The organism is Streptomyces sp. NPDC046870, assembly GCF_040704595.1.
GTDB classification, from domain to species: Bacteria; Actinomycetota; Actinomycetes; order Streptomycetales; family Streptomycetaceae; genus Streptomyces; species Streptomyces argyrophylli.
The window spans coordinates 488,612-513,263 of the sequence record NZ_JBEYXM010000003.1; the positions used below are offsets into that span (position 1 = coordinate 488,612).

General features: G+C 71.9%; 22 protein-coding genes and 1 pseudogene. 13 read left to right on the top strand and 10 right to left on the bottom strand.

Going from position 1 to position 24,652, the window contains the following annotated elements; translation table 11 throughout:
* The first annotated feature begins 48 nt into the window (after positions 1-48).
* From AB0946_RS10740 to AB0946_RS10755, 4 genes and pseudogenes are all read left to right on the top strand, one after another.
* Positions 49-475: pseudogene (locus tag AB0946_RS10740) on the top strand (DUF664 domain-containing protein).
* A 30-nt stretch (positions 476-505) separates the two neighbouring features.
* Positions 506-1,147: a PadR family transcriptional regulator gene (locus tag AB0946_RS10745; protein ID WP_366760212.1), complete on the top strand. Its 642-nt coding sequence runs from the start codon at positions 506-508 to the stop codon at positions 1,145-1,147.
* Between the two features lie 95 nt (positions 1,148-1,242).
* Positions 1,243-2,229: an ATP-binding cassette domain-containing protein gene (locus AB0946_RS10750; protein ID WP_366760213.1), complete on the top strand. Its 987-nt coding sequence runs from the start codon at positions 1,243-1,245 to the stop codon at positions 2,227-2,229.
* A complete protein-coding gene (locus AB0946_RS10755; RefSeq protein ID WP_366760214.1) occupies positions 2,226-2,987 on the top strand; it encodes an ABC transporter permease in 762 nt (253 codons plus the stop codon). Before AB0946_RS10750 ends, AB0946_RS10755 begins: the two co-directional genes overlap by 4 nt.
* An 80-nt stretch (positions 2,988-3,067) precedes the next feature.
* On the opposite strand, the gene AB0946_RS10760 is transcribed toward AB0946_RS10755, so the two are convergent.
* Both AB0946_RS10760 and AB0946_RS10765 read right to left on the bottom strand, forming a co-directional pair.
* Complete coding sequence (locus tag AB0946_RS10760) at positions 3,068-4,474, bottom strand: glutamate decarboxylase (RefSeq protein WP_366760215.1); 1,407 nt, start codon at positions 4,472-4,474, stop codon at positions 3,068-3,070.
* Between the two features lie 58 nt (positions 4,475-4,532).
* The gene (locus AB0946_RS10765; protein ID WP_366760216.1) at positions 4,533-5,819 is read right to left on the bottom strand and encodes an ion channel protein; all 1,287 of its coding nucleotides are present in this window, start codon (positions 5,817-5,819) and stop codon (positions 4,533-4,535) included.
* Between the two features lie 128 nt (positions 5,820-5,947).
* Between AB0946_RS10765 and AB0946_RS10770 the strand changes: the two genes are divergently transcribed.
* Both AB0946_RS10770 and AB0946_RS10775 read left to right on the top strand, forming a co-directional pair.
* Positions 5,948-6,712, top strand: a complete 765-nt coding sequence (locus AB0946_RS10770) for a MerR family transcriptional regulator (protein ID WP_366760218.1) — start codon at positions 5,948-5,950, stop codon at positions 6,710-6,712.
* A gap of 152 nt (positions 6,713-6,864) precedes the next feature.
* Positions 6,865-7,908 (top strand): VTT domain-containing protein, encoded by a 1,044-nt coding sequence (locus tag AB0946_RS10775; RefSeq protein WP_366760219.1) that lies wholly within the window; start codon positions 6,865-6,867, stop codon positions 7,906-7,908.
* Between the two features lie 24 nt (positions 7,909-7,932).
* Here AB0946_RS10775 and AB0946_RS10780 read toward each other — a convergent pair whose 3' ends face one another.
* Both AB0946_RS10780 and AB0946_RS10785 read right to left on the bottom strand, forming a co-directional pair.
* On the bottom strand, positions 7,933-9,585 hold the full coding sequence (locus tag AB0946_RS10780) for a threonine/serine exporter family protein (RefSeq protein ID WP_366760291.1): 1,653 nt from the start codon (positions 9,583-9,585) through the stop codon (positions 7,933-7,935).
* Positions 9,586-9,718: 133 nt separating this feature from the next.
* Positions 9,719-10,210 (bottom strand): inorganic diphosphatase, encoded by a 492-nt coding sequence (locus tag AB0946_RS10785; protein WP_029381130.1) that lies wholly within the window; start codon positions 10,208-10,210, stop codon positions 9,719-9,721.
* Positions 10,211-10,289: 79 nt separating this feature from the next.
* On the opposite strand from AB0946_RS10785, the gene dacB reads away from it, so the two are divergent.
* The 6 genes from dacB (at position 10,290) to folE (ending at position 18,073) form a co-directional block, all read left to right on the top strand.
* Positions 10,290-11,879 carry a D-alanyl-D-alanine carboxypeptidase/D-alanyl-D-alanine-endopeptidase gene (gene dacB, locus AB0946_RS10790; RefSeq protein WP_366760220.1) on the top strand — a complete coding sequence of 530 codons (1,590 nt, stop codon included), beginning with the start codon at positions 10,290-10,292 and terminating at the stop codon, positions 11,877-11,879.
* Between the two features lie 202 nt (positions 11,880-12,081).
* Complete coding sequence (locus tag AB0946_RS10795) at positions 12,082-13,179, top strand: zinc-dependent metalloprotease (protein ID WP_366760292.1); 1,098 nt, start codon at positions 12,082-12,084, stop codon at positions 13,177-13,179.
* A 194-nt stretch (positions 13,180-13,373) separates the two neighbouring features.
* Positions 13,374-14,432, top strand: coding sequence for a tRNA lysidine(34) synthetase TilS (gene tilS / locus AB0946_RS10800; RefSeq protein WP_366760221.1), 1,059 nt, complete (start codon positions 13,374-13,376; stop codon positions 14,430-14,432).
* 110 nt (positions 14,433-14,542) lie between these two features.
* Entirely contained in the window at positions 14,543-15,103 is a 561-nt protein-coding gene (gene hpt / locus AB0946_RS10805) for a hypoxanthine phosphoribosyltransferase (protein ID WP_030342680.1), read from the top strand.
* 194 nt (positions 15,104-15,297) lie between these two features.
* Positions 15,298-17,337: an ATP-dependent zinc metalloprotease FtsH gene (gene ftsH, locus AB0946_RS10810; RefSeq protein ID WP_171154079.1), complete on the top strand. Its 2,040-nt coding sequence runs from the start codon at positions 15,298-15,300 to the stop codon at positions 17,335-17,337.
* 130 nt (positions 17,338-17,467) lie between these two features.
* Positions 17,468-18,073 (top strand): GTP cyclohydrolase I FolE, encoded by a 606-nt coding sequence (gene folE / locus AB0946_RS10815; protein WP_366760223.1) that lies wholly within the window; start codon positions 17,468-17,470, stop codon positions 18,071-18,073.
* 37 nt (positions 18,074-18,110) lie between these two features.
* On the opposite strand, the gene AB0946_RS10820 is transcribed toward folE, so the two are convergent.
* From AB0946_RS10820 to AB0946_RS10845, 6 genes are all read right to left on the bottom strand, one after another.
* Positions 18,111-18,599 (bottom strand): DUF3180 domain-containing protein, encoded by a 489-nt coding sequence (locus tag AB0946_RS10820; RefSeq protein ID WP_366760224.1) that lies wholly within the window; start codon positions 18,597-18,599, stop codon positions 18,111-18,113.
* Between the two features lie 72 nt (positions 18,600-18,671).
* Complete coding sequence (gene folK / locus AB0946_RS10825; RefSeq protein WP_366760225.1) at positions 18,672-19,283, bottom strand: 2-amino-4-hydroxy-6-hydroxymethyldihydropteridine diphosphokinase; 612 nt, start codon at positions 19,281-19,283, stop codon at positions 18,672-18,674.
* Positions 19,280-19,639 (bottom strand): dihydroneopterin aldolase, encoded by a 360-nt coding sequence (gene folB / locus AB0946_RS10830; RefSeq protein ID WP_366760226.1) that lies wholly within the window; start codon positions 19,637-19,639, stop codon positions 19,280-19,282. Before folB ends, folK begins: the two co-directional genes overlap by 4 nt.
* A gap of 228 nt (positions 19,640-19,867) precedes the next feature.
* Entirely contained in the window at positions 19,868-20,401 is a 534-nt protein-coding gene (locus AB0946_RS10835; RefSeq protein ID WP_366760227.1) for a nuclear transport factor 2 family protein, read from the bottom strand.
* Entirely contained in the window at positions 20,398-21,309 is a 912-nt protein-coding gene (gene folP, locus AB0946_RS10840) for a dihydropteroate synthase (protein ID WP_366760228.1), read from the bottom strand. The genes AB0946_RS10835 and folP overlap by 4 nt, the downstream gene beginning before the upstream one ends.
* 143 nt (positions 21,310-21,452) lie before the next feature.
* Entirely contained in the window at positions 21,453-23,267 is a 1,815-nt protein-coding gene (locus AB0946_RS10845; RefSeq protein WP_366760229.1) for a phosphatidylglycerol lysyltransferase domain-containing protein, read from the bottom strand.
* Between the two features lie 227 nt (positions 23,268-23,494).
* Between AB0946_RS10845 and AB0946_RS10850 the strand changes: the two genes are divergently transcribed.
* Positions 23,495-24,622 carry an alpha/beta hydrolase-fold protein gene (locus AB0946_RS10850; protein ID WP_366760230.1) on the top strand — a complete coding sequence of 376 codons (1,128 nt, stop codon included), beginning with the start codon at positions 23,495-23,497 and terminating at the stop codon, positions 24,620-24,622.
* The last annotated feature ends 30 nt before the right edge of the window (positions 24,623-24,652 follow it).

Below are 24,652 nucleotides of genomic sequence, written 5' to 3' on the forward strand. Positions count from 1 at the left end.
CTGTCGTCCCGCGCCCGGCTTTCCGGCGTCCTCTCCGCGTGCGGGCCCTTGCGGACAGCACCTCACCGGGCACTGCTCGGGCTGACCGAGGAACAGGCCCGTACCCGCCCCAGCGTCAGCGAGCTGTCCCTGGGCGGTCTGCTCAAGCACGTCGCCGAGACGGAGCAGAGCTGGGTCGCCCGGGCGAAGCAGGAGCCGCCGGCGGTGCGGCGGGACCGGTCGAACCGGCACGAGACCTTCCGGCTGACCGGTGACGAGACGGTGGCCTCGCAGCTGGCGTACTTCGGAGCAGGTGGCCGCGGAGACGGAGAAGTTCATCCGCTCGGCGCCCGGCCTGGACGACACCTTCCCGCTGCCGCCCGACCCCTGGTTCCCGCCCCAGGGCCGTGTGTCACTGAGCTGGCTGTGCCTGCGCGAGTCCCTGGACGGCAAGACCGCCTTCGAGCTCGTGGCGCTGGAGCGGGGCGGCTCCTGAGGGTGATCGCGGGGTCCTAACCTGGACCTCATGTCAGCGATCCGTCTCCTCGTGCTGGGCGCGGTCCGCCAGCACGGGCGGGCCCATGGCTACCAGGTCCGCAACGACCTGGAGTACTGGGGCGCGCACGAGTGGTCCAACGCCAAGCCGGGCTCGATCTACCACGCCCTGAAGCAGATGGCCAAGCAAGGGCTGCTGCACGCGCACGAGATGGCGCCGTCCACGGCCGGCGGGCCGCCGCGGGTGGAGTACGAGATCACCGGCCCGGGCGAGGACGAGTTCTTCCGGCTGCTGCGCGAGTCCCTGGTCGCCTACGACCAGAAGATGGACATCCAGTCCGCGGCGGTCGGCTTCCTGGTCGAACTGCCTCGCGCGCAGGCCCTGGAGCTGCTGCGGGAACGGATCCGCCGGATCGCCCGGTGGCGGACCGCCGTCACCGAGCACTACGTCCCCGAGGGCGGCCCGGAGCAGCTCGGCCACATCGGGGAGATCATGAACCTCTGGGTCCACACGGCCGACTCCGACGCGGCCTGGACCCAAGGGCTCATCGACCGTCTGGAGGCGGGCGCGTACACCTTCGCGGGGGAGGGCGAGCCGTTCGTGGGCGTGCTCGCCGAGGGGCAGGAGAACCCGTACGCGACAGCGGAGCGGCATCCGGAGGACGACCGCTGAGCTGACACAGCCGCAGCTAGTCAAGTTTGACCAATCACTGGTCCCGGCGTTATCTTCCGAGCTACTAGTCAAACTTGACTAACAGAGGGAGCGGCATGGCCGACACGGCGATCACCGTCGAGGGCGTACGCAAGACCTACGGCGGCAGACCCGCCCTGGACGGGCTCGACCTGCACGTCACGCGCGGCACCGTGCACGCGGTGCTCGGCCCGAACGGCGCGGGCAAGACCACCCTGGTCCGCATCCTGTCCACCCTGCTCAGGCCCGACAGCGGGCGCGTCCGGGTCGCCGGGCACGACGTGCTGACCGACGCCCGCGCGGTCCGCCGGCGCATCGGTCTGCTGGGTCAGCACGCGGCCCTGGACGAGCAGCTCGACGGCCGGCAGAACCTGGAGATGTTCGCCCGCCTGCACCACCTCGGCGCCCGCCACGCGCGCGTGCGCGCCACGGAACTCCTGGAGCGCTTCGGCCTCACCGGCACCGGACGGACCCCGGTCGCCCGCTACAGCGGCGGCATGCGCCGCCGCCTGGACCTGGCCGCCTCCCTGATCACCGACCCCGCGGTGCTGTTCCTGGACGAGCCCACCACCGGCCTCGACCCCCGCGGCCGGGCCGAGGTGTGGGCCTCGGTCCGCTCCCTGGTCGACGGCGGTACGACGGTCCTGCTCACCACCCAGTACCTGGAGGAGGCCGACCAGCTCGCCCACCGCGTCGCCTTCGTGGACCGGGGGCGGGTCGTCACCGACGGCACCCCCGAGGACCTGAAGGGCCTCACCGGCGGCGACCGCGTCGACGTCGTCCTGCGCGACGCGGACCGGCTGGCCGACGCGGTGGCCGTACTGCCCCTGCCCGGGGTCACCGTCGACGCCGACCGCCGGCTGCTCAGCGCCCCGGTCACCGACCGCATGGCCGCCCTCTCCGGGGTCGTAGGGGCCCTGGAGTCCGCCGGCGTCGAGGCCGCGGACATCGTGCTGCGCCGTCCCACCCTGGACGAGGTGTTCCTGCACCTCACCGGCGACGCGGAACGGCACGCGAAGGACGACGCGAACCGCCGGACGGACCGGGCGGAGGAGGCCGCGTGAGCACGTACGTCCTGACGGACTCCTGGACCATGACCCGGCGCGAACTCGCCCACTGGGCACGGCGGCCCGGTCAGCCGCTGGTCGCACTGGTCTTCCCGGTGATGCTGCTGCTGATGTTCGGCTACCTCGTCGGCGGCGGCCGGGGCGTGACCGGTGACTACCTCGACTTCCTGGTGCCGGGCATGCTCGTGCTCACCATGGCCTTCGGCCTGGAGGGCACCATGCTCGCGGTCACCCAGGACCTCGACCGGGGCGTGATCGACCGCTTCCGTTCCCTCCCGATGACGGACGGCGCGGTGCTCGTGGGCCGGTCGGTCGCCGACATGCTCCAGTCCGCGGTCGGGCTCGCCGTGCTGACCGGGGTGTCGTACGCGCTGGGCTGGCGGACGCACGGCGGCCCCGGTGCCTGCGCGGCCGCCGCCGGCCTGCTCCTGCTGCTCCGTTTCGCGATGCTCTGGATCGGCATCTGCCTCGCCCTGCTGGCCGGCCGCCCGGAGATGGTGCAGGCCGTGCAGATCCTCGTCTGGCCGGCCGGCTTCCTCTCCAACGCCTTCGCCGTGCCCGCGTCCATGCCCGACTGGCTGGGCACGGCCGTCGAGTGGAACCCGCTGTCCCAGACCGCGACGGCCGTACGGCACCTGCTGGGCGGCCCCGGCGGCGCGCCGGGGCACCTCTGGCCGGCCGTCCTCTGGCCGCTCGCCCTGCTGGCGGTGTTCTTCCCGCTGGCCGTACGGACGTTCGCCCGCCTGGGCCGCTAGGGCCTCTCGTTCGGATCATGCCGGCTCGCGGGCCCCGGCCTGATCCACACGGAAGACCCCGGCCCCGCCACCGGCTGACCCTAGTGGTGGAATCCGGTGGCCGCCCCCTTGTCGCGGGTCAGGGGGTGCGGCTGCCGGCGCAGTTCCGGCAGCAGGCGGGCCAGGTCGTCCAGGAACAGGTCGGCGAGGTCGTGCGAGAAACCGTTGCGGCACACGATCCGCAGCACGGACAGGTCCTCGCGGTTCGCCGGGAAGGTGTAGGCGGGCACCAGCCAGCCGCCCTCGCGCAGCCTCCGGGAGACGTCGAAGACGTCGTAGGAGCTGACGTGGCCGGCGGTGGTCAGCGCGAACACGGGGAGCTGGTCCCCGCGCGTGAGCAGCCGGAAGTCGCCGAGTGCCTCGATCCGGGAGGCGAGCGAGGTCGCCACGTCCCGCGTCGACTGCTGCACCGCCCGGTAACCCTCCCGGCCCAGCCGCAGGAACGTGTAGTACTGCGCCACCACCTGGGCGCCGGGCCGGGAGAAGTTCAGCGCGAAGGTCGGCATGTCGCCGCCCAGGTAGTTCACCCGGAAGACCAGCTCCTCGGGCAGCGCCTCCTTGTCCCGCCACAGCGCCCAGCCGACGCCCGGGTACACCAGCCCGTACTTGTGCCCGGAGGTGTTGATCGACGCCACGCGCGGCAGGCGGAAGTCCCACACCAGGTCCTCGTCCAGGAAGGGTGCCACCATCGCGCCGGACGCGCCGTCCACGTGCACCGGGATGTCGAGCCCGGTGCGCTCCTGGAGGGCGTCCAGGGCCGCGCACAGGTCGGCGACCGGCTCGTAGGAGCCGTCGAAGGTCGAGCCGAGGATGCCGACGACCCCGATGGTGTTCTCGTCGCACAGGTCGACGGCCGCCTGCGGGTCCAGGTGGAAGCGGTCGCCCTCCATCGGGACCAGCCGGGCCTCCACCTCCCAGAAGTCGCAGAACTTCTCCCAGCACACCTGGACGTTGACGCCCATGACCAGATTGGGCCGCGCGCCCGGATAGCGGTCGGAGTTCCGCTTCGTCCAGCGCCGCTTCAGCGCCATCCCGGCGAGCATGCACGCCTCGCTCGACCCGGTCGTCGAACAGCCGACGGCCGCCGACGGGTCCGGCGCGTTCCACAGGTCCGCGAGCATCGCCACGCAGCGCCGCTCCAGTTCGGCCGTGCGCGGGTACTCGTCCTTGTCGATCATGTTCTTGTCCCGGCACTCGCCCATCAGCGCCCCGGCCTGCGGCTCCATCCAGGTGGTGACGAAAGTGGCCAGGTTCAGCCGGGAGTTGCCGTCCAGCATCAGCTCGTCGTGCACCAGCTGGTACGCCGTGGACGGCGACAGCGGGGCGTCCGGGAGCCGGTGCGTGGGCGGGGCCTCGGTCATGCCGCCGACGGGGTTGGCCTCCCCGAAGAACGGGTTGACCGACATCGTCCGCCGCTCGTGCTTCTCGGGACCTTTGTGCAGGGCCATCGGGATGTGCCTCCAGATGAACGGGTGCCAGGGGGAATGGGGGTCGGGTGGGGGAGGGTCATCGGACCGGGGTCCCGTCCTGCCGCAGCTGCATCTGCGGACGGCCCGTCACCAGCAGCCAGGCCGGCAGCGAGGCGACGCACAGCAGGGCGAGAGTCCCGGGCGAGGAGACCAGGACGGCGGCGGTGAACAGGCTCATCCAGCCCTGCCGGGTGATCGCCAGGAGCATGCCCAGCACGCCCGTGGCCACGCCCACCGACAGGTGCACGGCCGGTACCAGGGCGTGGGCGCACAGGCCCAGCGCGGTACCGGCGAAGACCGAGGGGAAGATCCGGCCGCCCCGGAAGCCGCAGGTCGCCGCGACGAGCAGCGCGGCCAGCTTCACCACCGTCATGGTGGCGAACTGTCCCGCCGACCAGCCCTCCGGGTCGCGGACCAGCTGCCCGATCTCCGTCACGCCCTTGAACAGCGTCAGCTGGCCGCCCAGAGCCGCCAGGGCCCCCAGCACGGCCCCGCCGGCCGGAAGCATGAGCATCGGGTGCCGCAGCCGCCGGAAGGCCGCGTAGGCGTACGGGAAGGCGCGGACGGCGCACATGCCGAGCAGCGCGGCGACCGAGGCGATCACCAGGGCTGCCAGCAGGTCTCCCGGGCGCGGGTGGCCCAGGGGCGGCAGTCCCAGGTCGAAGGTCGGACGGGCCGCCAGGGCCGTCGTGATCGCCCCGCACGTGCCCGCGGTCAGCGGCGCGAAGACGTTGTCCCACAGCCGGCCCGGCATCGGCCGCCCCGCCAGCGCCTCGGAGATCACCAGTGCCGCTGCCACCGGTGTGCCGAACAGCGCGCCGATCGTCGCCGCCTCCGCCAGCACCGGCCACAGCGCGCCCGGCGTCCGGGGCAGGAAGCGCGCGCCCAGCCAGGCCGCGAGGCCCACGTTGACCGCGATGACCGGGTTCTCCGGGCCGAGGCTCGGACCGCCGGCCAGCATGAGCGCGGTGGCCAGCACCAGGCCCGGCAGGACGGCCGGCGGCAGCACCGGCGCCTCCAGTCCGACGGTGGCCGGGTCGGGCCCGGCGTGGCCGGGGACCTTCCAGACCACCAGCCCGACGGCGATGCCGGTCGCCACGAGCACGACGAACATCCACAGCACGCTGGAGCGGCCCACGCCGAGGGCGTCCGGCAGCGGCCCCCACAGCAGGTGCTGGAGCTTCTCCCCCGCCGTGCTCACCCCGACGAAGACGAGACTCGCGACCACGCCCACGAGGACGGCGGGCAGGATGAACGGCAGCAGAGCCCGTGCCGGGGCGGTCGGAGCGCTGGGGGGCGCCTGCTGCGTCGTCTCCTGGGCCACGGGCTCACCATAAGCGGACGAAACGCACGCAACATCCGGAACTACAGCATCCAGAACGTGCTGCCGGCTTGCACCTCACGCGGCGTGAGGCCGCAGCGTGGGGGCGTACCGACGACAAGGAGCGGAAAGTGAGCTACTCCGTGGGACAGGTCGCGGGGTTCGCCGGCGTCACGGTGCGCACCCTGCACCACTACGACGAGATCGGCCTGCTCGTGCCCAGCGAGCGGACGTACGCCGGCCACCGGCGCTACGGCGACACCGACCTCGACCGGCTCCAGCAGATCCTGTTCTACCGCGAGCTCGGCTTCCCGCTCGACGAGGTCGCGGCCCTGCTCGACGACCCGGACGCGGACCCGCGCACACACCTGCGCCGCCAGTACGACCTGCTGACCGCCCGGATCGAGAAGCTGCAGAAGATGGCCGCGGCCGTGGAGCACGCCTTGGAGGCACGCACGATGGGCATCGACCTGACACCGCAGGAGCGGTTCGAGGTCTTCGGGGACAAGGACCCCGAGCAGTACGCCGAGGAGGCCGAGCGGCGCTGGGGCGGCACCGAGGCGTACGCCGAGTCGCGGCGCCGCGCCGCGGCCTACACGAAGGAGGACTGGAAGCGCATCCAGGCCGAGGTGGACGACTGGGGCGAGCGGTACGCCGCCCTGGTCGCCGACGGCGAGCGGCCGGCCGGCGAGGCGGCCATGGACCTGGCCGAGGAACACCGGCGGCACATCAGCCGGTACTACTTCGAGGTCCCCTACGAGATGCACCGGTGCTTCGCGGAGATGTACGTCTCCGACGAGCGCTTCAAGGCGTTCTACGACGCCATGCGCCCCGGCCTCGCCGAACACCTGCGCGAGGCGATCCTCGCCAACGCGGACCGGCACACCTCCTCCTGACGTCCGGGCCCGGGGCCGGCTCCCCGGGCCCGGGCACCCCACGGTGACGCGGTGGAACCCGGGGTGGTCCCCTTACGTTGATAGTTTTGTACGGCGCCCCACCGACGTTCAGCCGCCGTAGCCGCCTTCACCTCTCAGGAGCCGGACCCGTTATGACACTCGCCCTCGGCCCGAGCTGGCTGGATCCCAACTATCTGCTCGACACGTACAGCGTCTGGGGTCTGCTGCTCATCGTCTTCGCCGAGTCCGGCCTGCTCATCGGCTTCTTCCTGCCGGGTGACTCGCTGCTGTTCACGTGCGGCCTGCTGATCACGTCCGGGGACCTCGACTTCCCGCTCTGGGCCGCCATCGCGCTGATCTCCCTCGCCGCGATCCTCGGCGACCAGGCGGGCTACATGTTCGGCAAGAAGGTCGGCCCGTCCCTGTTCAACCGGCCGGACTCCCGGCTTTTCAAGCAGGAGAACGTCGCCAAGGCGCACGAGTTCTTCGAGAAGTACGGCCCGAAGTCCCTGGTCCTGGCCCGCTTCGTGCCGATCGTGCGCACGTTCACGCCGATCATCGCGGGCGTCAGCGGCATGAAGTACCGCTCGTTCCTGACCTTCAACGTCATCGGCGGTGTGCTGTGGGGCGCGGGCGTCACCCTGCTCGGCTCCTGGCTCGGCAACATCGGCTTCGTCAAGAAGAACATCGAGGCGATCCTGATCCTGATCGTCCTCGTCTCGGTGATCCCGATCGCGATCGAGTACCTGCGGGCGCGCGGCAAGAGCAGGAAGGCCGGGCAGAGCGCCCCGGAACCCGCGCGGCAGCCCGTCTACCAGCAGGCCCGGCCCGTGCACCAGCAGCCGCAGTACCAGCACCCGCCGGTCATGGACGACGCCACGACCCGCCTGCGGCGCGTCGAGCCCGAGCAGCCGTACGCCCCGCAGTACGAGCAGCCGTACCAGCAGGACTGGAACCAGGGCTACGACAACCAGGGCCACGGCCATCAGGGGTACGCCGACCAGGGCTACGACGACCGGCGCTACGACGACCGGGGCCACGGCGACCAGGGCTACGACGCCGGTCAGTCCTACGGCCGGCAGCAGTACCCGCAGCAGCAGTACCCGCAGCACCAGCCCGACCAGCACCAGCCGAACCAGTACGACCCCAACCAGTACGACCCCAACCAGTACCCGTACGACAACCGCGGCCACTGACCGGGGCGCGGGGGACGGGGAGACTCAGAACCCGCGCGTCCGCTTGGCGGCCCGGCGCTTCCCGGCGGAGCCGACCCGCAGGAACAGCCGGGAGATCTCCGACCCCAGGTTGACCCCGATGGCGATGGCCATCGCCAGCGACGCGGCCTTGGCCAGCGACACCAGCCCCTTGTCCACGTCGTTCTGCGCCATGGACAGCAGCCCGAAGTAGGTGGCCGAACCGGGGAGCAGCGGCCCGATCGCCGCCGTCGTGTACGGCAGCGCCGAGGCGAACCGGTACCGGGACAGCAACTGCCCGAACAGCCCCACGAGCCCCGCCGCCACGGCCGTGGAGGCCACCGGCGAGATATCGCCCGCGTAGCGCATCGCGCCGTACACCGACCAGGCCACCCCGCCGTTGAGGGTCACCCAGAGCACGGTGGACCGCTCCTGCTGGAGCAGTACGGCGAAGGTCAGCGACAGCAGCATCGATGCCGCGATCTGGATCAGCGGCCGTTGGGAGATGCCCAGCTGCGCGTCCGGATTCAGCTTGCCGCCGATCTTCACGCCGAAGTACAGGACGGTCAGCACCCCGGTGACGATGCCGACGAAGAAGTACATGACCTCCAGCAGCCGGGCCGAGGCGGTGATGTAGAAGCCCGTCAGCCCGTCCTGCACCCCCGCCACCAGCGCCCGCCCCGGCAGCAGCGCGAACAGCCCACCGGTGATCACCGCGGACGCCTTCACGTCCACGTGCGCCAGGGTCAGCGCCACCCCGATCGCCGCGGGCGGCATCGCGGCCACGGTGAACTGGTAGAACTCCGGCAGCCCGCGCCCCGCGCACAGCCACGCCAGCCGGTCGCCGAGCATCGCGCCGACGGCCGCCGCCAGGAACACGATCGGGTCACCGCCGACCAGCACGGAGGCCGCACCGGCCAGCAGCCCGCTCGCCAGGGTCAGCGCCCAGCCGGGATACGGATGCCGGTTGCGGCGGATCTCCGCCAGGCGCCGGTAGGCCTCCTCGAGGGAGACATGGGTCTCCGGGTCGGTCAGGTCGTCCACCAGCCGGAAGACGGCCGAAAGACGCGTGTAGTCGGTGCCCCGCCGCCGCACCGTCCGGGACGCCGTCACCGGGTCCTCCACCAGCGACGGCTGGTGCGAGATCGACAGCAGCGTGAAGGTGACGGTCGGCTCGCACCGGTCCAGGCCGTAGGACCGGCACACCGCGAACATCGCGGCCTCCACGTCCTCCGCGCCCTCACCGCCGGCCAGCAGCAGCTCACCGATACGCAGGGTCAGGTCCAGCACGCGCGGGACGGCCGGGCCGCCCTCCTCCACGCGCTGCACCGGCTCCGGCGCCGGCCGCTCCGTCACCGGCATGCGCAGCATCGTGCGCATCCGGTCCTGCCAGGGCGCGTCCTTGACCAGGCTGACCAGCGGCACACCGGTGGCCGGGGTGAACTCGGCCGGTGCGGTCTTCGCGCTGTAGGTGCTCGGTGTGCCGAACGCCGAGCCCTCCGGTTCGGCACTGGGCGGCTGCGGGGTCTCCAGCCCCTCCGGGACCGCGAACTCGGAGGTCGTCTCCGACTCGCCGGCCCTCGGGACGTCGAGACCCTTGGGGATGGCGAACTCGGACGTGATCTCCGGGTCGTACCGCGCCTCGTCCGACCGGGGCTTGCGCTCCTCCGCCTCCGTCACCTCGCACCGCTTTCTGAACCGCACTTGCCGTAAGCATCAGTATGCGCACACGTACCCGGCCGGGCCGTAAGTGTGCGGACATGCGAAACGGGCCGCACGCGTGCGCGTGCGGCCCGTTCACGCGAGCGGGGGCTCAGTGGCCGCCCTGCTCCTTGAAGCGCTTGTACGACCGCTCGATCTCCGCCTCGGCGTCCGTCCGGCCCACCCAGTTGGCGCCCTCGACCGACTTGCCGGGCTCCAGGTCCTTGTAGACCTCGAAGAAGTGCTGGATCTCCAGGCGGTCGAACTCCGACACGTGGTGGATGTCGCGCAGGTGCTCCACGCGCGGGTCGGTGGCCGGGACGCACAGCAGCTTGTCGTCGCCGCCGGCCTCGTCCGTCATGCGGAACATGCCGATCGCGCGGCAGCGGATGAGGCAGCCGGGGAAGGTCGGCTCGTCCAGGATGACCAGCGCGTCCAGCGGGTCGCCGTCCTCGCCGAGGGTGTTCTCGACGAAGCCGTAGTCGGTCGGGTATGCGGTCGAGGTGAAGAGACGACGGTCCAGGCGGATCCGACCGGTCTCGTGGTCCACCTCGTACTTGTTCCGCGAACCCTTCGGGATCTCGATCGTGACGTCGAACTCCACCGGTGGCTCCTCCATGATCAGCACATAGTTCTGGTGGTTAAGTGTCCCTCACGCAGGTGTGTGATCGCGAAAGGGGCTGGTGGTCGTGCCTGAGCTGAGGCCTTGGCGGGCCGCGAGACCGCGCGTGGCGCGGATCGTGGCCGCCGTACGACCGGGTCTGGCGCGCGCCGTGACGGCCGCCCGGCCGCGGATCGCGCGGCTGACGGAGGCCGTCCGCGTCAGGCCTGTGCACCTCCCCCGTCCGCGGACCGTCAGGACCTGGCAGTACACCGCGGGCGCCGCCACCGCCGGCCTGGCACTGGCCGCCGGCGTGGTGACCGTGGCCGGTCCCTGGGACGCCAACGGTCAGCGTACGGCCGAGCGGGACCGCGCCGCCGCTCTGGAGCGGTCAGGTGGCGCAGATCACGGCCGCTCCGGCAGGGCCGCCGGGGCGCCCCGGCCCGCGCCGAGCGCCGCGGCCGTGCTGACGGGACTCGGCGCCACCACGGGCGCGGTCGGCACCAAGAAGACCTCTCCGGACGCGAAGGCGCTCTCGGACGCCCTGGGGCCCCTGCTGGACGTGCCCGCGCTGGGCGGCAGCCACGCGGCGGCCGTCGTCGACGTCACGACGGGCGAGCGCCTCTACGGCGCCGACTCCGGCAAGGCCCTCACACCCGCCTCCACCACCAAGATCGCCACCGCCGTCGCCGCGCTGTCCGCCCTCGGTCCCGACCACCGCCTCACCACCCGCACCGCCCTGGAACCCGACACCCGGGAACTCGTCCTGGTCGGCGGCGGCGACCCCACCCTCACCGCGCACGCCAGGACCGGCGGCTGGGCCGGCCTGCGGGCGCTGGCGGCGGACACCGCGAAGGCACTGGACCGGCGCGGCATCCACAAGATCACCCTTTCGTACGACACCACCCTCTTCACCGGCCCCGCCCTGCACCCCATCGGCGTCAACGACAACCTCGCCCCGATCAGCGCCCTGACCGTGGACGAGGGTCGCACCGACGCCTCCACCGAGGGTCCGGCGCCCCGCGTGGGCGACCCGGCGGCGGACGCGGCCACCCGGTTCGCGGGCTTCCTGAAGGACGCCGGCATCGCCACCACGGCCCCCGGCCCCTCCAAGGCCAGCACGCGCGCGGAGACGCTCGCCCGGGTCTCCTCGCCGCCGCTGTCGGAGCTGGTCGAGCGGATGCTGACCAACAGCGACAACGACATCGCGGAGGCCCTGGCCCGGCACACCGCCCTGGCGAGCGGGCAGCCCGCCGGCTTCGACGGCGGCGCGAAGGCCATCGCCACCCAGTTGCGCAAGCTGGGCCTGCCGATGGCCGGCGCCGCCTTCCACGACGGCAGCGGTCTGAACCGCGACGACCGGCTCACGGCCGACCTCCTCACCGCCCTGCTGGCCAAGGCGGGCGACCCCGCCCGTCCCGGCCTGCGCCCGGTCCTCACCGGCCTGCCCGTGGCCGGCTTCACCGGCACCCTGAGCACCCGGTACACCGACGGCGCGGCCGGCCTCGTACGCGCCAAGACGGGCACGCTGACCGGTGTGAACACCCTCGCGGGCACGGTCGTCGACAAGGCCGGCCACCTCCTGGCCTTCGCCTTCCTCGCCTCGGACACGACGGACCCCCTGGAGGCCCAGGCGGCCCTGGACAGAGCGGCGACGGCCCTGGCGGGCTGACCGCGGACGACCACCGCCCGGCCACGCTCCGGGGCTCCGTCGCCGCCCGCCGCGGGCTCCTGCCGGCCCTGGGGCGGCTCGCGGCGCCGGGTGACCGGAAAGCGCGGCCGGCCCTGTCGGCATCCCCACGGCCTGCCCGAAATGGGGGCGCTCACGTACGGTTGACAGCATGACTGGCTTCGGTGGCACCGCATCTCCCGGGATGGTCGACTGGAACCTCGCGGTGGCGACCGCGACCCGCCTCGTACGCCCCGGCCCCGACGTCAGCCGCGACGAGGCCAGGGCCGTCGTCGCGGAGCTGCGCCGGCACGCGAAGGCCTCGGAGGGACACGTCCGGGGCTTCACCCGGATGGGCACCGAGGAGACCCACGACACCCCCGTCCTCGTCGTCGACCGACCCGGCTGGGTCCGCGCCAACGTCGCCGGCTTCCGCGAGATCCTCCGCCCGCTCCTGGAGAAGATGCAGGAACGGCGCGGCGGCAACCCGGGCAGCGCGGTCCTCGGCGCCGTCGGGGGCAAGGTCACCGGCGTCGAACTCGGCATGCTCCTGTCGTTCCTGTCCTCCCGGGTCCTCGGCCAGTACGAGACCTTCGCGCCCGCCGGCCGCGACCTGCCGGCCGGCGAGAACGGCGGCGGACGGCTGCTGCTCGTCGCGCCCAACATCGTCCACGTCGAGCGCGAACTCGACGTCGAGCCGCACGACTTCCGGCTGTGGGTGTGCCTGCACGAGGAGACCCACCGCACGCAGTTCACCGCCGTGCCCTGGCTGCGGGACCACCTGGAGGGCGAGATCCAGTCGTTCCTGGCGGAGACCGACGTCGACCCGATGACCTTCCTGGAGCGCATCCGGGACGCCGCCCAGTCCCTGGTCGGCGGCCGTCCCGAGGGCGAGGAGGAGGACGGCGGGCGCTCCTTCGTGGAGCTGGTGCAGACCCCCGCCCAGCGGGAGATCCTCGGCCGGCTCACCGCCGTGATGTCCCTGCTGGAGGGGCACGCCGACTACGTCATGGACGGCGTCGGCCCGAGCGTCGTACCGACCGTCGCGGAGATCCGCGAGAAGTTCCAGCAGCGCCGCGCGAAGGGCGCCTCCCGCCTGGACACGGCCCTGCGCAAGCTGCTCGGTCTGGACGCCAAACTGCGGCAGTACCGGGACGGCGAACGGTTCGTGCGGGCCGTGGTCGAACAGGTCGGCGTGGACGGCTTCAACCGTGTGTGGACCTCGCCCAACACCCTCCCCACCAAGGCGGAGATCGCCAAACCGGCGGACTGGGTCGCGCGGGTGCACCGCAAGGCCGAGTAGTGAACGTCACGTGGACGTCGTGAAAGGAATCCGGCCGACGGCAGGCGAATGCCCCGCCAATCACCCGTCCGAGGGACCGTGGGCCATGCGTAGGCGTGCAATGCTCGGGGAACGGCCCGCTTCTGTCACCATCTACACACTCTGAGTGACCGTCCCGGGTTCACCCCCCGAAAACTTCATGAAGGGAACCGGACATGGGTCCCCATCCTGCGGTCGCGGCGATACGCCTGGCGGTTCGCCGCGTCCTCCACGACATCCTCAACGACCACCAGGCCCTCCCCGCGCACCCGGCCCCGCAGCCGGCCGGCGCGCGCCCGGACCGGACGGCCGAGCGGCCCCCCTCCCCGCTCGTCCTCGTCGCGTGCTCCGGCGGCGCCGACTCCATGGCCCTCGCCTCCGCCCTCGCCTTCGAGGCACCCAAGCTCGGCGTCCGGGCCGGCGGGGTCACCGTCGACCACGGCCTCCAGCCCGGCTCCGACCTCCGTGCCGAGGAGGTCGTCCTGCGGCTGCGCGGGCTCGGACTCGATCCGGTCGAGTCCGCCGCCGTGACCGTCGGCCGCGAGGGCGGCCCCGAAGCCGCCGCCCGCGACGCCCGCTACGCGGCCCTGGACGCCGCCGCCGAACGCCACGGCGCCGCCGCGGTCCTGCTCGGCCACACCCGCGACGACCAGGCCGAAACCGTCCTGCTGGGTCTCGCCCGCGGCTCCGGCATCCGCTCCCTGTCCGGCATGGCCGCGGTCTCGGGGGCCGGCGGCCGTTACCGGCGGCCCTTCCTGCAGCTCGACCGGCAGACCGCCCGCAAGGCCTGCATGGTCCAGTCGCTGCCCGTCTGGGACGACCCGCACAACGCCGACCCCGCCTACACCCGCTCCCGGCTCCGGCACGAGGGCCTGCCCGCCCTGGAGAAGGCCCTCGGCAAGGGCGTCGTGGAGGCGCTCGCCCGCACCGCCCAGCTCTCCCGCGACGACGCCGACGCCCTGGACGCCTGGGCCCGCCAGGCCGAGGCCTCCGTCCGGGACGCCGCCGGCCTGCTGGAGTGCGCCAAGCTGTACGCGCTCCCGCCCGCCGTGCGCCGCCGGGTCCTGCGCCGCGCCGCCATCGAGGCCGGTGCCCCGGCCGGTGCGCTGTTCGCCCGCCACATCGAGGAAGTCGACCGCCTGATCACCGGCTGGCGCGGTCAGGGAGCCATCAATCTCCCGGGCCGGGTCGTCGCCCAGCGGCAGGGTGGCAGACTGGTGATTCGGCAAGGCTGAATCCCGACCTCCCCGGAGCGAGCTCCGGCGGGCCGGGCAGCCGGAGGCCGTGCGTGCGGCCGGAGCCGGTGGCCGCGCACGCGGCCGTAAGTGCGGGACGACCGAAAGTGATGCGGGTGGACGCGAAAGACATGGGTGCCGACCTCCAGCAGGTACTCATCACCAAGGAAGAGATCGACGCGAAGCTGGCCGAGCTGGCCGCGAAGATCGACGCGGAGTACGCGGGCAAGGACCTGCTCATCGTCGGCGTCCTCAAGGGCGCGGTGATGGTCATGGCGGACCTGGCCCGGGCGCTGTCCACCCCCGTCACCATGGACTGGATGGCCGTGTCCTCCTACGGCGCGGGCACCCAGTCCTCCGGTGTCGTGCGGATCCTCAAGGACCTCGACACCGACATCAAGGGCCGGCACGTCCTGATCGTCGAGGACATCATCGACTCCGGCCTGACCCTGTCCTGGCTGATCAACAACCTCGGCTCCCGCGAGCCCGCCTCCCTGAAGGTGTGCACGCTGCTGCGCAAGCCGGACGCCGCCAAGGTCGCCATCGACGTGGAGTGGGTCGGCTTCGACATCCCGAACGAGTTCGTCGTGGGCTACGGCCTCGACTACGCCGAGAAGTACCGCAACCTGCCCTTCGTCGGTACGCTCGCGCCCCACGTCTACGGCGGCTGAGCCAGTCGGCCCAAGCCCAGTAGGACGATCGGGAACCCCAGCGGGTTCCACGCCGTTGAAGGATGCAGAGACGGTTTCCCAGCCGTCGAAACGGCTCCGTGCGGCTTCGGGCAACAATGCTGGGGTACCGTCAGAAGAACTGTCTTATCAAACTCACTATGGCAGGAGGGACGGGGCGGCACCGCTCCGTATGGATGGACGTGAAGCGATACTTCCGTGGGCCGGTCATGTGGATCGTGCTGGCCGTCCTTGCCGTGGTCGTGTTGATGCAGGTCGTCGGCTCGTCCGGCGGCTACAAGACGGTGGACACCGGCCAGGTCGTGGCGGCGATCAACGACAACAAGGTCGAGTCGGCCAAGCTCACCACCGGTGACGAGCAGAGCATCAAGGTCACGCTCAAGGACGGCTACAAGGTCCAGGGCAGCTCGAAGATCCAGGCGAGCTACATCGGCGACCAGGGCGTGACCATCGCCGGCACGCTGCAGACCAAGTACCAGGACAAGCAGATTCCGGACGGCTACACGGTCTCGCCGTCCAAGCAGAACCCGTTCGTCGGCGTCCTGCTCTCGCTGCTGCCCTTCGTCCTGATCGTGGTCGTCTTCCTGTTCCTGATGAATCAGATGCAGGGCGGCGGCTCCCGGGTCATGAACTTCGGCAAGTCCAAGGCGAAGCTCATCACCAAGGACACCCCCAAGACGACCTTCTCCGACGTCGCGGGCTGCGACGAGGCCGTCGAGGAGCTCCAGGAGATCAAGGAGTTCCTCCAGGAGCCGGCCAAGTTCCAGGCCGTCGGCGCCAAGATCCCCAAGGGTGTGCTGCTCTACGGCCGCCCGGGTACCGGCAAGACCCTGCTCGCGCGCGCCGTCGCCGGCGAGGCGGGCGTCCCCTTCTACTCGATCTCCGGTTCGGACTTCGTCGAGATGTTCGTCGGTGTCGGTGCCTCCCGCGTCCGCGACCTGTTCGAGCAGGCCAAGGCGAACGCCCCGGCGATCGTCTTCGTGGACGAGATCGACGCGGTCGGCCGCCACCGCGGCGCCGGCCTCGGCGGTGGTCACGACGAGCGCGAGCAGACGCTGAACCAGCTGCTCGTCGAGATGGACGGCTTCGACGTCAAGGGCGGTGTGATCCTGATCGCCGCCACGAACCGCCCGGACATCCTCGACCCGGCGCTGCTGCGCCCCGGCCGCTTCGACCGGCAGATCGCGGTCGACCCGCCGGACCTGCAGGGCCGCCTGGAGATCCTCAAGGTCCACCAGAAGGGCAAGCCGGTCGCGCCCGACGTCGACCTGTCCGCCGTGGCCCGCCGCACCCCGGGCATGACCGGTGCCGACCTCGCCAACGTGCTGAACGAGGCCGCGCTGCTCACCGCCCGCGGCGACCAGAAGCTGATCGACAACAAGGCGCTGGACGAGGCGATCGACCGCGTGGTCGCGGGCCCGCAGAAGCGGACCCGGATCATGTCGGACAAGGAGAAGAAGATCACCGCGTACCACGAGGGCGGTCACGCCCTGGTCGCGGCGGCCTCGCCGAACTCCGACCCGGTCCACAAGATCACGATCCTGTCCCGTGGCCGTGCCCTCGGTTACACGATGGTCCTGCCGGACGAGGACAAGTACTCGACCACGCGCAACGAGATGCTCGACCAGCTCGCCTACATGCTGGGCGGCCGGGCGGCCGAGGAACTGGTCTTCCACGACCCGACCACGGGCGCCGCGAACGACATCGAGAAGGCCACCAACCTGGCCCGCGCGATGGTCACCCAGTACGGCATGACCGAGCGCCTCGGCGCGATCAAGTTCGGAGGCGACAACTCCGAGCCGTTCCTGGGCCGTGAGATGGCTCACCAGCGCGACTACTCGGAAGAGGTCGCCGCGCTGGTGGACGAAGAGGTCAAGAAGCTCATCGAGACCGCGCACAACGAGGCCTGGGAGATCCTGGTCGAGAACCGCGACGTCCTCGACAACCTCGTCCTCCAGCTGCTGGAGAAGGAGACCCTGGGCAAGGAGGAGATCGCCGAGATCTTCGCCCCGATCGTCAAGCGCCCGCCGCGGCCCGCCTGGACCGGCTCCTCCCGCCGCACCCCGTCCACCCGCCCGCCGGTGCTCTCCCCGAAGGAGCTGGCACTGACCAACGGTGCGAACGGCGCGACGGCGGCGATCAGCACGGCGAAGTCCACCGCCGCGGAGTCCGCCCCGGTGACGGAGCAGACCCCCGAGGACCGCTCCGAGAGCTGACCCCGTTCCGGCCGAAGGCCCGGAATGGATGCCGCGCCCCCCAGGTTCTAGCCTGGGGGGCGCGGCATTTCGCATGTCCGCGGACGGAACGCGAGCACTCCGCGCGCGAGGCACAGGAACGAGGAACCAGATGACCGACCCGGTGACGCTGGACGGCGAGGGGCCCATCGGCGAGTTCGACGAGAAGCGCGCCGAGAACGCCGTACGCGAACTGCTGATCGCGGTCGGCGAGGACCCGGACCGTGAGGGGCTGCGGGAGACGCCGGCCAGGGTCGCGCGTGCCTACAAGGAGATCTTCGCCGGTCTGTGGCAGCAGCCGGAGGACGTGCTGACGACGACGTTCGACCTGGGGCACGACGAGATGGTCCTGGTGAAGGACATCGAGGTGTACTCGACCTGCGAGCACCATCTGGTGCCGTTCCGCGGCGTCGCCCACGTCGGCTACATCCCGTCCGAGACCGGCAAGATCACCGGCCTGTCCAAGCTGGCCCGCCTGGTCGACGTCTACGCCCGCCGGCCGCAGGTGCAGGAACGTCTCACCACGCAGATCGCGGACTCCCTGATGGACATCCTGGAGCCGCGGGGCGTCATCGTGGTCATCGAGTGCGAGCACATGTGCATGTCCATGCGCGGCATCCGCAAGCCGGGCGCGAAGACCATAACCTCCGCCGTCCGCGGTCAGCTGCGGGACGCCGCGACGCGCAACGAGGCGATGAGCCTGATCATGGCGCGCTGAGCGGGGCGGAGAACGCGCCGGGACGCGGGGCGGGCGGTCAGGCCACCGGCTCCGCCCCCGGATGGTTCTGGTCGTCGTCCTCCGGGAGCTTGCAGACCCGCTCCAGGAAGATGGCGGCGGCTATCACGCCGAGGCCGGTCACGACCGAGAAGCCGGCGTAGATCGCCTGGTCGCGGCGGGCCGGGATGTCCAGCAGCTCCAGCAGGAAGACGCCCGTGCCGCCGTACATGCCCGCGACGAGCGCGGCCACCAGGGCGCTGGCCTGGCCGAAGACGACCGCCCGGGCGGCCATCAGCGGGTCGACGCCCTTGGCGCCGGGCCGGCGCTCGCGCTGGGCCCTGAGACGGGCGCGCAGCGACAGCGCCGTCGAGAGCAGGACCACCGCGATCAGCGCGAGGACGACGGGGGCGGCCAGGGGGACGCTGGGGAGGGTCCCGATCGAGTTCCAGAGGCGGGCACCCGCCCAGGACAGGATGCCTGCCACGACGAACACGCCCGCCAGCACCCTGATGCGCAGCTCTCTCACGGTGTCCCTTCAGTTCCCCCGGACCGCTCCGGACGGTGGTCGTCTTGGTCCTGACCGTCTTGACCTTAACGACTACTCGGGCAGCCGGAGTTCCAGGTCCGCGCGGGGCACGACACCCTCACGGGTGACGGCGGACAGCAGGTCGGCGACCGTGCCGCGGCCGGGGAGCTGCGCCTGCGGGTCGACGTCGTGCCAGGGCGCGAGCACGAAGGCGCGCTCGTGGGCGCGCGGGTGCGGCAGGGTCAGCCGCGGGTCGTCCGAGGTGACGCCGGCGTAGGCGACGATGTCGACGTCGAGCGTGCGCGGGCCCCAGTGCTCCTGCCGGACGCGGTGGAAGGCCTCCTCGACGGCGTGCGCCCGCTCCAGCAGGGACGACGGGGGCAGGGTCGTCTTGAGGACCACGACCGCGTTGAAGTACGACGGCTGGCTGCCCGGCTCCACGCCCCACGGCTCGGTCTCGTACACCGGGGAGACGGCCTTCACCCGGACGCCCGGGGTGTCCTCCAGGGCGTCGACGGCCCCCTGGAGGGTCTCCAGGCGGTTGCCGAGGTTGGAGCCGATGGAGATCACGGCCCATTTCGGGTTGCTCAGCGTGGTGTCGGCGGCGTCGACCTGCTCGAGGACCGAGGCGGGCACCGGCTGGACGGTCGGGTCGCTGTGACCCTGGTGGAAAGGTCGGGTCATACTCGGCTCCGGGTGATGGTGACGGTCACGTCGTCGAAGGGGACGGTGATCGGGGCGTCCGGCTTGTGGACGCGGACCTCGACCTCCTCCACCGCTTCGTGCTTCAGGCAGGTCCGGGCGATCCGCTCGGCGAGGGTCTCGATGAGGTTCACCGGCTCGCCCTCGACCACGGCCACGACCTCCTCGGCCACGATGCCGTAGTGCACGGTCTTCGTCAGGTCGTCGTCGGCCGCGGCCGGACGGGTGTCCAGGCCCAGGACGAGGTCCACGATGAAGGTCTGGCCCTCCTCGCGCTCCTTGGGGAACACCCCGTGGTGCCCGCGGGCCTTGAGGCCGCGCAGCGCGACACGATCCACGCGAATCACTCCTGCAATCGTCGGGAACGACCGGCCCGTGCCGCGTGCGGGCGGCACACCGGCCTCGGACGAATCTACCTGCGGGCACCGGCAAAGCCGGGCCGCGGGGGCGTCGGCGCGGGCCGGTGTCCGCGGGGTTCACCGGCCGTTTCCCCCGGGAACCCCGCCTTGTCATGGGCTGGTAGCCGCTTCTACCCCGGGGTAGGTGATTCCAACCACTTCTCGGTGTCAGGCCAGGGGTTCGTCGTCCGGGTTCGCGCCGTTCCCGTGGTTGTCGTCGTCGTCCTCGTCGGTCTCGGCCAGCACGGGGGAGGCGTGGTGCGACCAGAGCTTCCAGCCGGAGGGCGTGCGCCGGAACACGTTCGTGGCCACGACCAGCTGGCCGACCAGCGGTCCGAGCTCCGCGCCCTCCTCGGGGGCGGGGCCGCCGCTGAGGATGTTCTCCGTGCAGGTCACGAGCGCCGTGTCGCCGGTCACGGAGACGTGCACATCGGTGAGGAAGAACTGGATGTAGTCGGTGTTGGCCATGATCAGGGCGTACGACCTGAGGACCTCGCCCCGGCCGGTGAGCACCGGCCAGCCGGGGTGGACGCAGGAGATGACCCCGCTGTCCGCGGGGTCGTGGTACGTCTCGTCCACGCCCAGGTCGGCGGGGGTCAGCCAGAGCGAGGAGACCTCCTCGAAGTCGCCGCGTTCGAGTGCCTCGTAGAAGGCGGTGTTGGCGGCCTCCACCTGCTCGACGTCGGTGTGGGGGGCGCTCACCGCTCTCCTTCCGCCCCGCGCTCGCCGGTGCCGGGCGCGCCCGCCGCGCCGCGCGCCTCCTCCACGGCACGCGCCACCCGGACCGCGTCCGCCGTCGCGCGCACCTCGTGCACGCGCACCGCCCACGCGCCGGCCTGCGCGGCGAGGGCGGAGACGGCGGCCGTGGCCGCGTCGCGTTCCCGGGCCGGTGGGGGCGCCCCCTGTGGTCCGGCGAGGACCCGGCCGAGGAACCGCTTGCGGGAGGCGGCGACCAGCAGCGGGTGGCCGAGGCAGGACAGCCGTTCGAGGTGGGCGAGGAGGGCGAGGTCGTGCTCGGCCTCCTTGGAGAAGCCGAGGCCCGGGTCGACGACGATGCGGTCCGGGGCGACACCGCCCGCCAGAACGGCCTCCACGCGCGCGTGCAGTTCGTCCACGACCTCCCCGACGACGTCCCCGTAGACGCCCTTGACGTTGCCGCCTTCGAGGAAGCCGCGCCAGTGCATGACGACGAAGGGGGCGCCCGCGTCGGCGACCACCGGGATCATCGCGGGGTCGGCGAGGCCGCCGCTGACGTCGTTGACGAGGGCGGCGCCGGCCGCGAGGGCCTGTGCGGCGACGGAGGCGCGCATGGTGTCGACGGAGACGACGACGCCCTCGGAGGCGAGGCCGCGCACCACGGGGACGACCCGCCGCAGCTCCTCGGCCTCGTCCACGCGCGTGGCACCGGGCCGGGTGGACTCGCCGCCGACGTCGACCAGGTCCGCGCCCTCGGCGACCAGCTCCAGGCCGTGTTTGACGGCGGCGGTCGTGTCGAACCAGCGGCCGCCGTCGGAGAAGGAGTCGGGGGTCACGTTCACGACCCCCATGACCGCGCACCGGTCCCATGCCGGAAGGCCGGCCACTCGGCCGCGCCCGCTGAGGTTGTTCATACGTTCAGCGTAGGCCCAGGACCGTGCCGGAACGCGCCGCGGCCCGGGCGGAAGCCCCCGTGCCGGAGGGGGTGGGGCTCCGCCCGGGCCGGTCCCGGGGGTTGTACCGCTCGGCGTGTCGGGGCTCGGGGCAGGGCAGCGGATCAGGCCGCCCGGACGTCGCGTTCGGCCACCGTGTGCGCGCACGTGCGCTGGGCCGTCGCCCGGCGCCGGCGCAGGAAGCGCGGCAGCGGCACGGCGAGGTTGACGAAGCCCTCCGCCTGCATGGCGGCGAAGCCGATGCGGGGCAGGTCGGCGGAGTTCCGGTACACCACGAACCGCGGCTCCCAGCGCGGCTGGAACTTGGCGTTGAACTTGTACAGGGACTCGATCTGGAACCAGCGCGAGAGGAACACCAGCAGTCCGCGCCAGGCGCGCAGCACCGGACCGGCGCCGATCTTCTCGCCGCGGGCGAGGGCGGAGCGGAACATCGCGAAGTTCAGCGAGACCCGGGCGATGCCGAGCCTGGGGGCGGCCTGCAGGGCGGCGACGATGAGCAGTTCGTTCATGCCCGGGTCGGCGCTGCGGTCCCGGCGCATCAGGTCCAGCGACACGCCGTCCTCGCCCCAGGGAACGAAGTGGAGGATCGCCTTCAGGTCGCCGTACTCGCCGGGCGCGTCATCCTGCTTGTGCGCGGTGGCGATCAGGCAGTCGCCGTCGGTCGGGTCGCCGATGCGGCCGAGCGCCATGGAGAAGCCGCGCTCGGTGTCCGTGCCGCGCCAGTCCTCCGCGGCCCGGCGGATCCGTTCCAGCTCGGCCTCGCCGACGTCACGGATGCGCCGTACCCGGGTTTCGTAGCCGGCCCGCTCGATGCGCTTGACCATCTGGCGCACGTTGCGCATCGCACGTCCGGCGAGCGAGAAATCCGCCACGTCCACCACCGCCTCGTCGCCCAGTTCCAGGGCGTCCAGGCCGGTCTCGCGGGTCCACACCTCGCCACCGGTCTCCGAGCAGCCCATGACCGCCGGCGTCCAGGAGTGGGCCCTGGCCTCGTCCATGAAGCGCTCGATGGCGCCCGGCCAGGCCTCGACGTCCCCGATGGGGTCGCCGCTGGCGAGCATCACGCCGGACACGACCCGGTAGGTGACCGCGGCCTTGCCGCTCGGCGAGAACACGACGGCCTTGTCGCGGCGCAGGGCGAAGTGGCCGAGCGAGTCGCGCCCGCCGTGCTTCTCCAACAGCGCGCGCAGCCTGGCCTCGTCGTCCTCGGTGAGGCGGGCGGCCGGGTGCTCCGGGCGGAAGGCCAGGTAGATCGTGGTGACGGCGGTGATCCAGCCGAGGGCGCCGAGGGAGAAGGCGACCGTCCAGGAGGTGTTGCCCTGGTAGTCGACCGGGCCCTCGAAGCCGGCCAGGCCGTAGATGACGTGCGTCAGCCGGTCGGCCAGGCTCGGGTCGCCGATCGTCCGGTGCGGGTGGACGCTGACGATGACGAGACCGAGGGCGAGAGAACCGGCGCTCATGAGCACGAAGTTGGCGAGCGCGCGCCACCTGCTGCGCGGATCGGGCAGGGCCGCGAACTGGTCGCGGTGGCGCAGCAACGGCACCAGCAGCGCGACCGCGATCAGCATGCCGACCACCGAGTGCCGGTAGGCGAACTGCGCCACCGCACCCGCCGGAAGCAACGCGACCGCCGCACGCCACGCCCGGCGCTTGCGCCGCTTGAGCCCGTGCGCGAGCAGCAGCAACAGCACGCCCGCGCTGAGCGAGAGCGCCGCCGCGAACGGCCCGAAGGAGCCGGGCAGCACCTCCGCGATAGCGTGCATACGGCTGTGACGGAAGCGCGGGAACACGCCCGCGGCGATGTCCAGGGCGCCCACGAGCGCGGCGGCCCTGCCCACCACGGCGGGAACGGCCTCGGGGCGCGGGCCGCGCAGTATGCGCCGCGCCCGGCTTGATCGGCCCGGAACCCCGCCCGACATTTCCCCATCTATCCTGACAGACATCGCATCCCGTAGTTCTGCGAGAGACCTTGAACCCGGGCCCGATCGGGCATCCGGCGACATTGCGCCCTCTAGGACGGTGTCTCGGGGAGAGAGGTTCACTCCCCACCGGAAAGTCGGGTCAAAGGCCAAGGAAAGCCCCGGGCAAGCCCTCGCAACGTCGCGCGGGCACGACGTGGGCGGAAAGCACAGGCAGGAAACAGCCCATGGGTCTGACGAGCAACAAAGTGCTGGTGCTGGCGATTCTGGTCGCCGTCGTGCTGTTCGGCGGCACGGTATGGCTGTGGCCGCGCCTGGCCCGCACGAACTGGCGGGCCGTCAGCGGGCGGGTCGGTCTGCTGCTGTTCACCCAGGTGGCGCTCTTCGCCTGCGTCGGCCTCGCCGCCAACCAGGCCTTCGGCTTCTACGCCAGCTGGGCGGACCTGTTCGGCCAGGAGACCGAGCAGGGAGTCGTCGTCGACCACTCGGCCAACGGCAGCACCGGCGGCCCGCTCCAGGTGGTCTCCACCTCCGACGTGCCGGGCGTGAAGGCCGCGCGGCCGGAGACCGGCGGGCAGATACAGAAGGTCGACATCGTGGGCCGCAAGAGCCACATCGCCACGCCGGCGTACGTGTACCTGCCGCCGGAGTACTTCCAGCCGCAGTACCGCACGCGCACGTTCCCGGTGGCGGTCGTGATGACCGGCTACCCGGGCACCGCGCGGGCGCTGGTGGAGAAGCTGCAGTACCCGAGCACGGCGCAGGGGCTGGCCAAGGACGGGCGGGCGCAGCCGATGATCCTGGTGATGCTGCGGCCGACCGTGGCACCGCCACGGGACACCGAGTGCGTCGACGTGCCGGGCGGGCCGCAGGCGGAGACGTTCTTCGCCAAGGATCTGCCGGAGGCCGTCCTCGGGCACTACCGGGCCGGCAAGCGGCCGGGCAGCTGGGGCGTCATCGGCGACTCCACGGGCGGCTACTGCGCCCTCAAGCTCGCCATGCACCACCCGAACGTGTACGCGGCCGCCGCGGGTCTCTCGCCGTACTACAAGGCGCCGATCGACCCGACCACCGGTGACCTCTTCCACGGCGACAAGAAGCTGCGCAACCGCGCCGACCTGTTCTGGCTGCTGGAGCACGAGAAGGCGCCGGACACCTCGCTGCTCGTCACCAGCAGCAAGGTCGGCGAGCACAACTACAACGCCACGATGAAGTTCATCCAGCAGGTCCAGGCCACCAATCTGACCCGGGTCTCGTCGATCATCCTCGGCAGCGGCGGGCACAACTTCAACACCTGGCGGCGCGAGGTCCCGCCGGCGCTCCAGTGGCTCAGCGGACGGCTCACCGACCGCTGAGCCGTCCTGGCCCCGACACCTCGTGAGGTC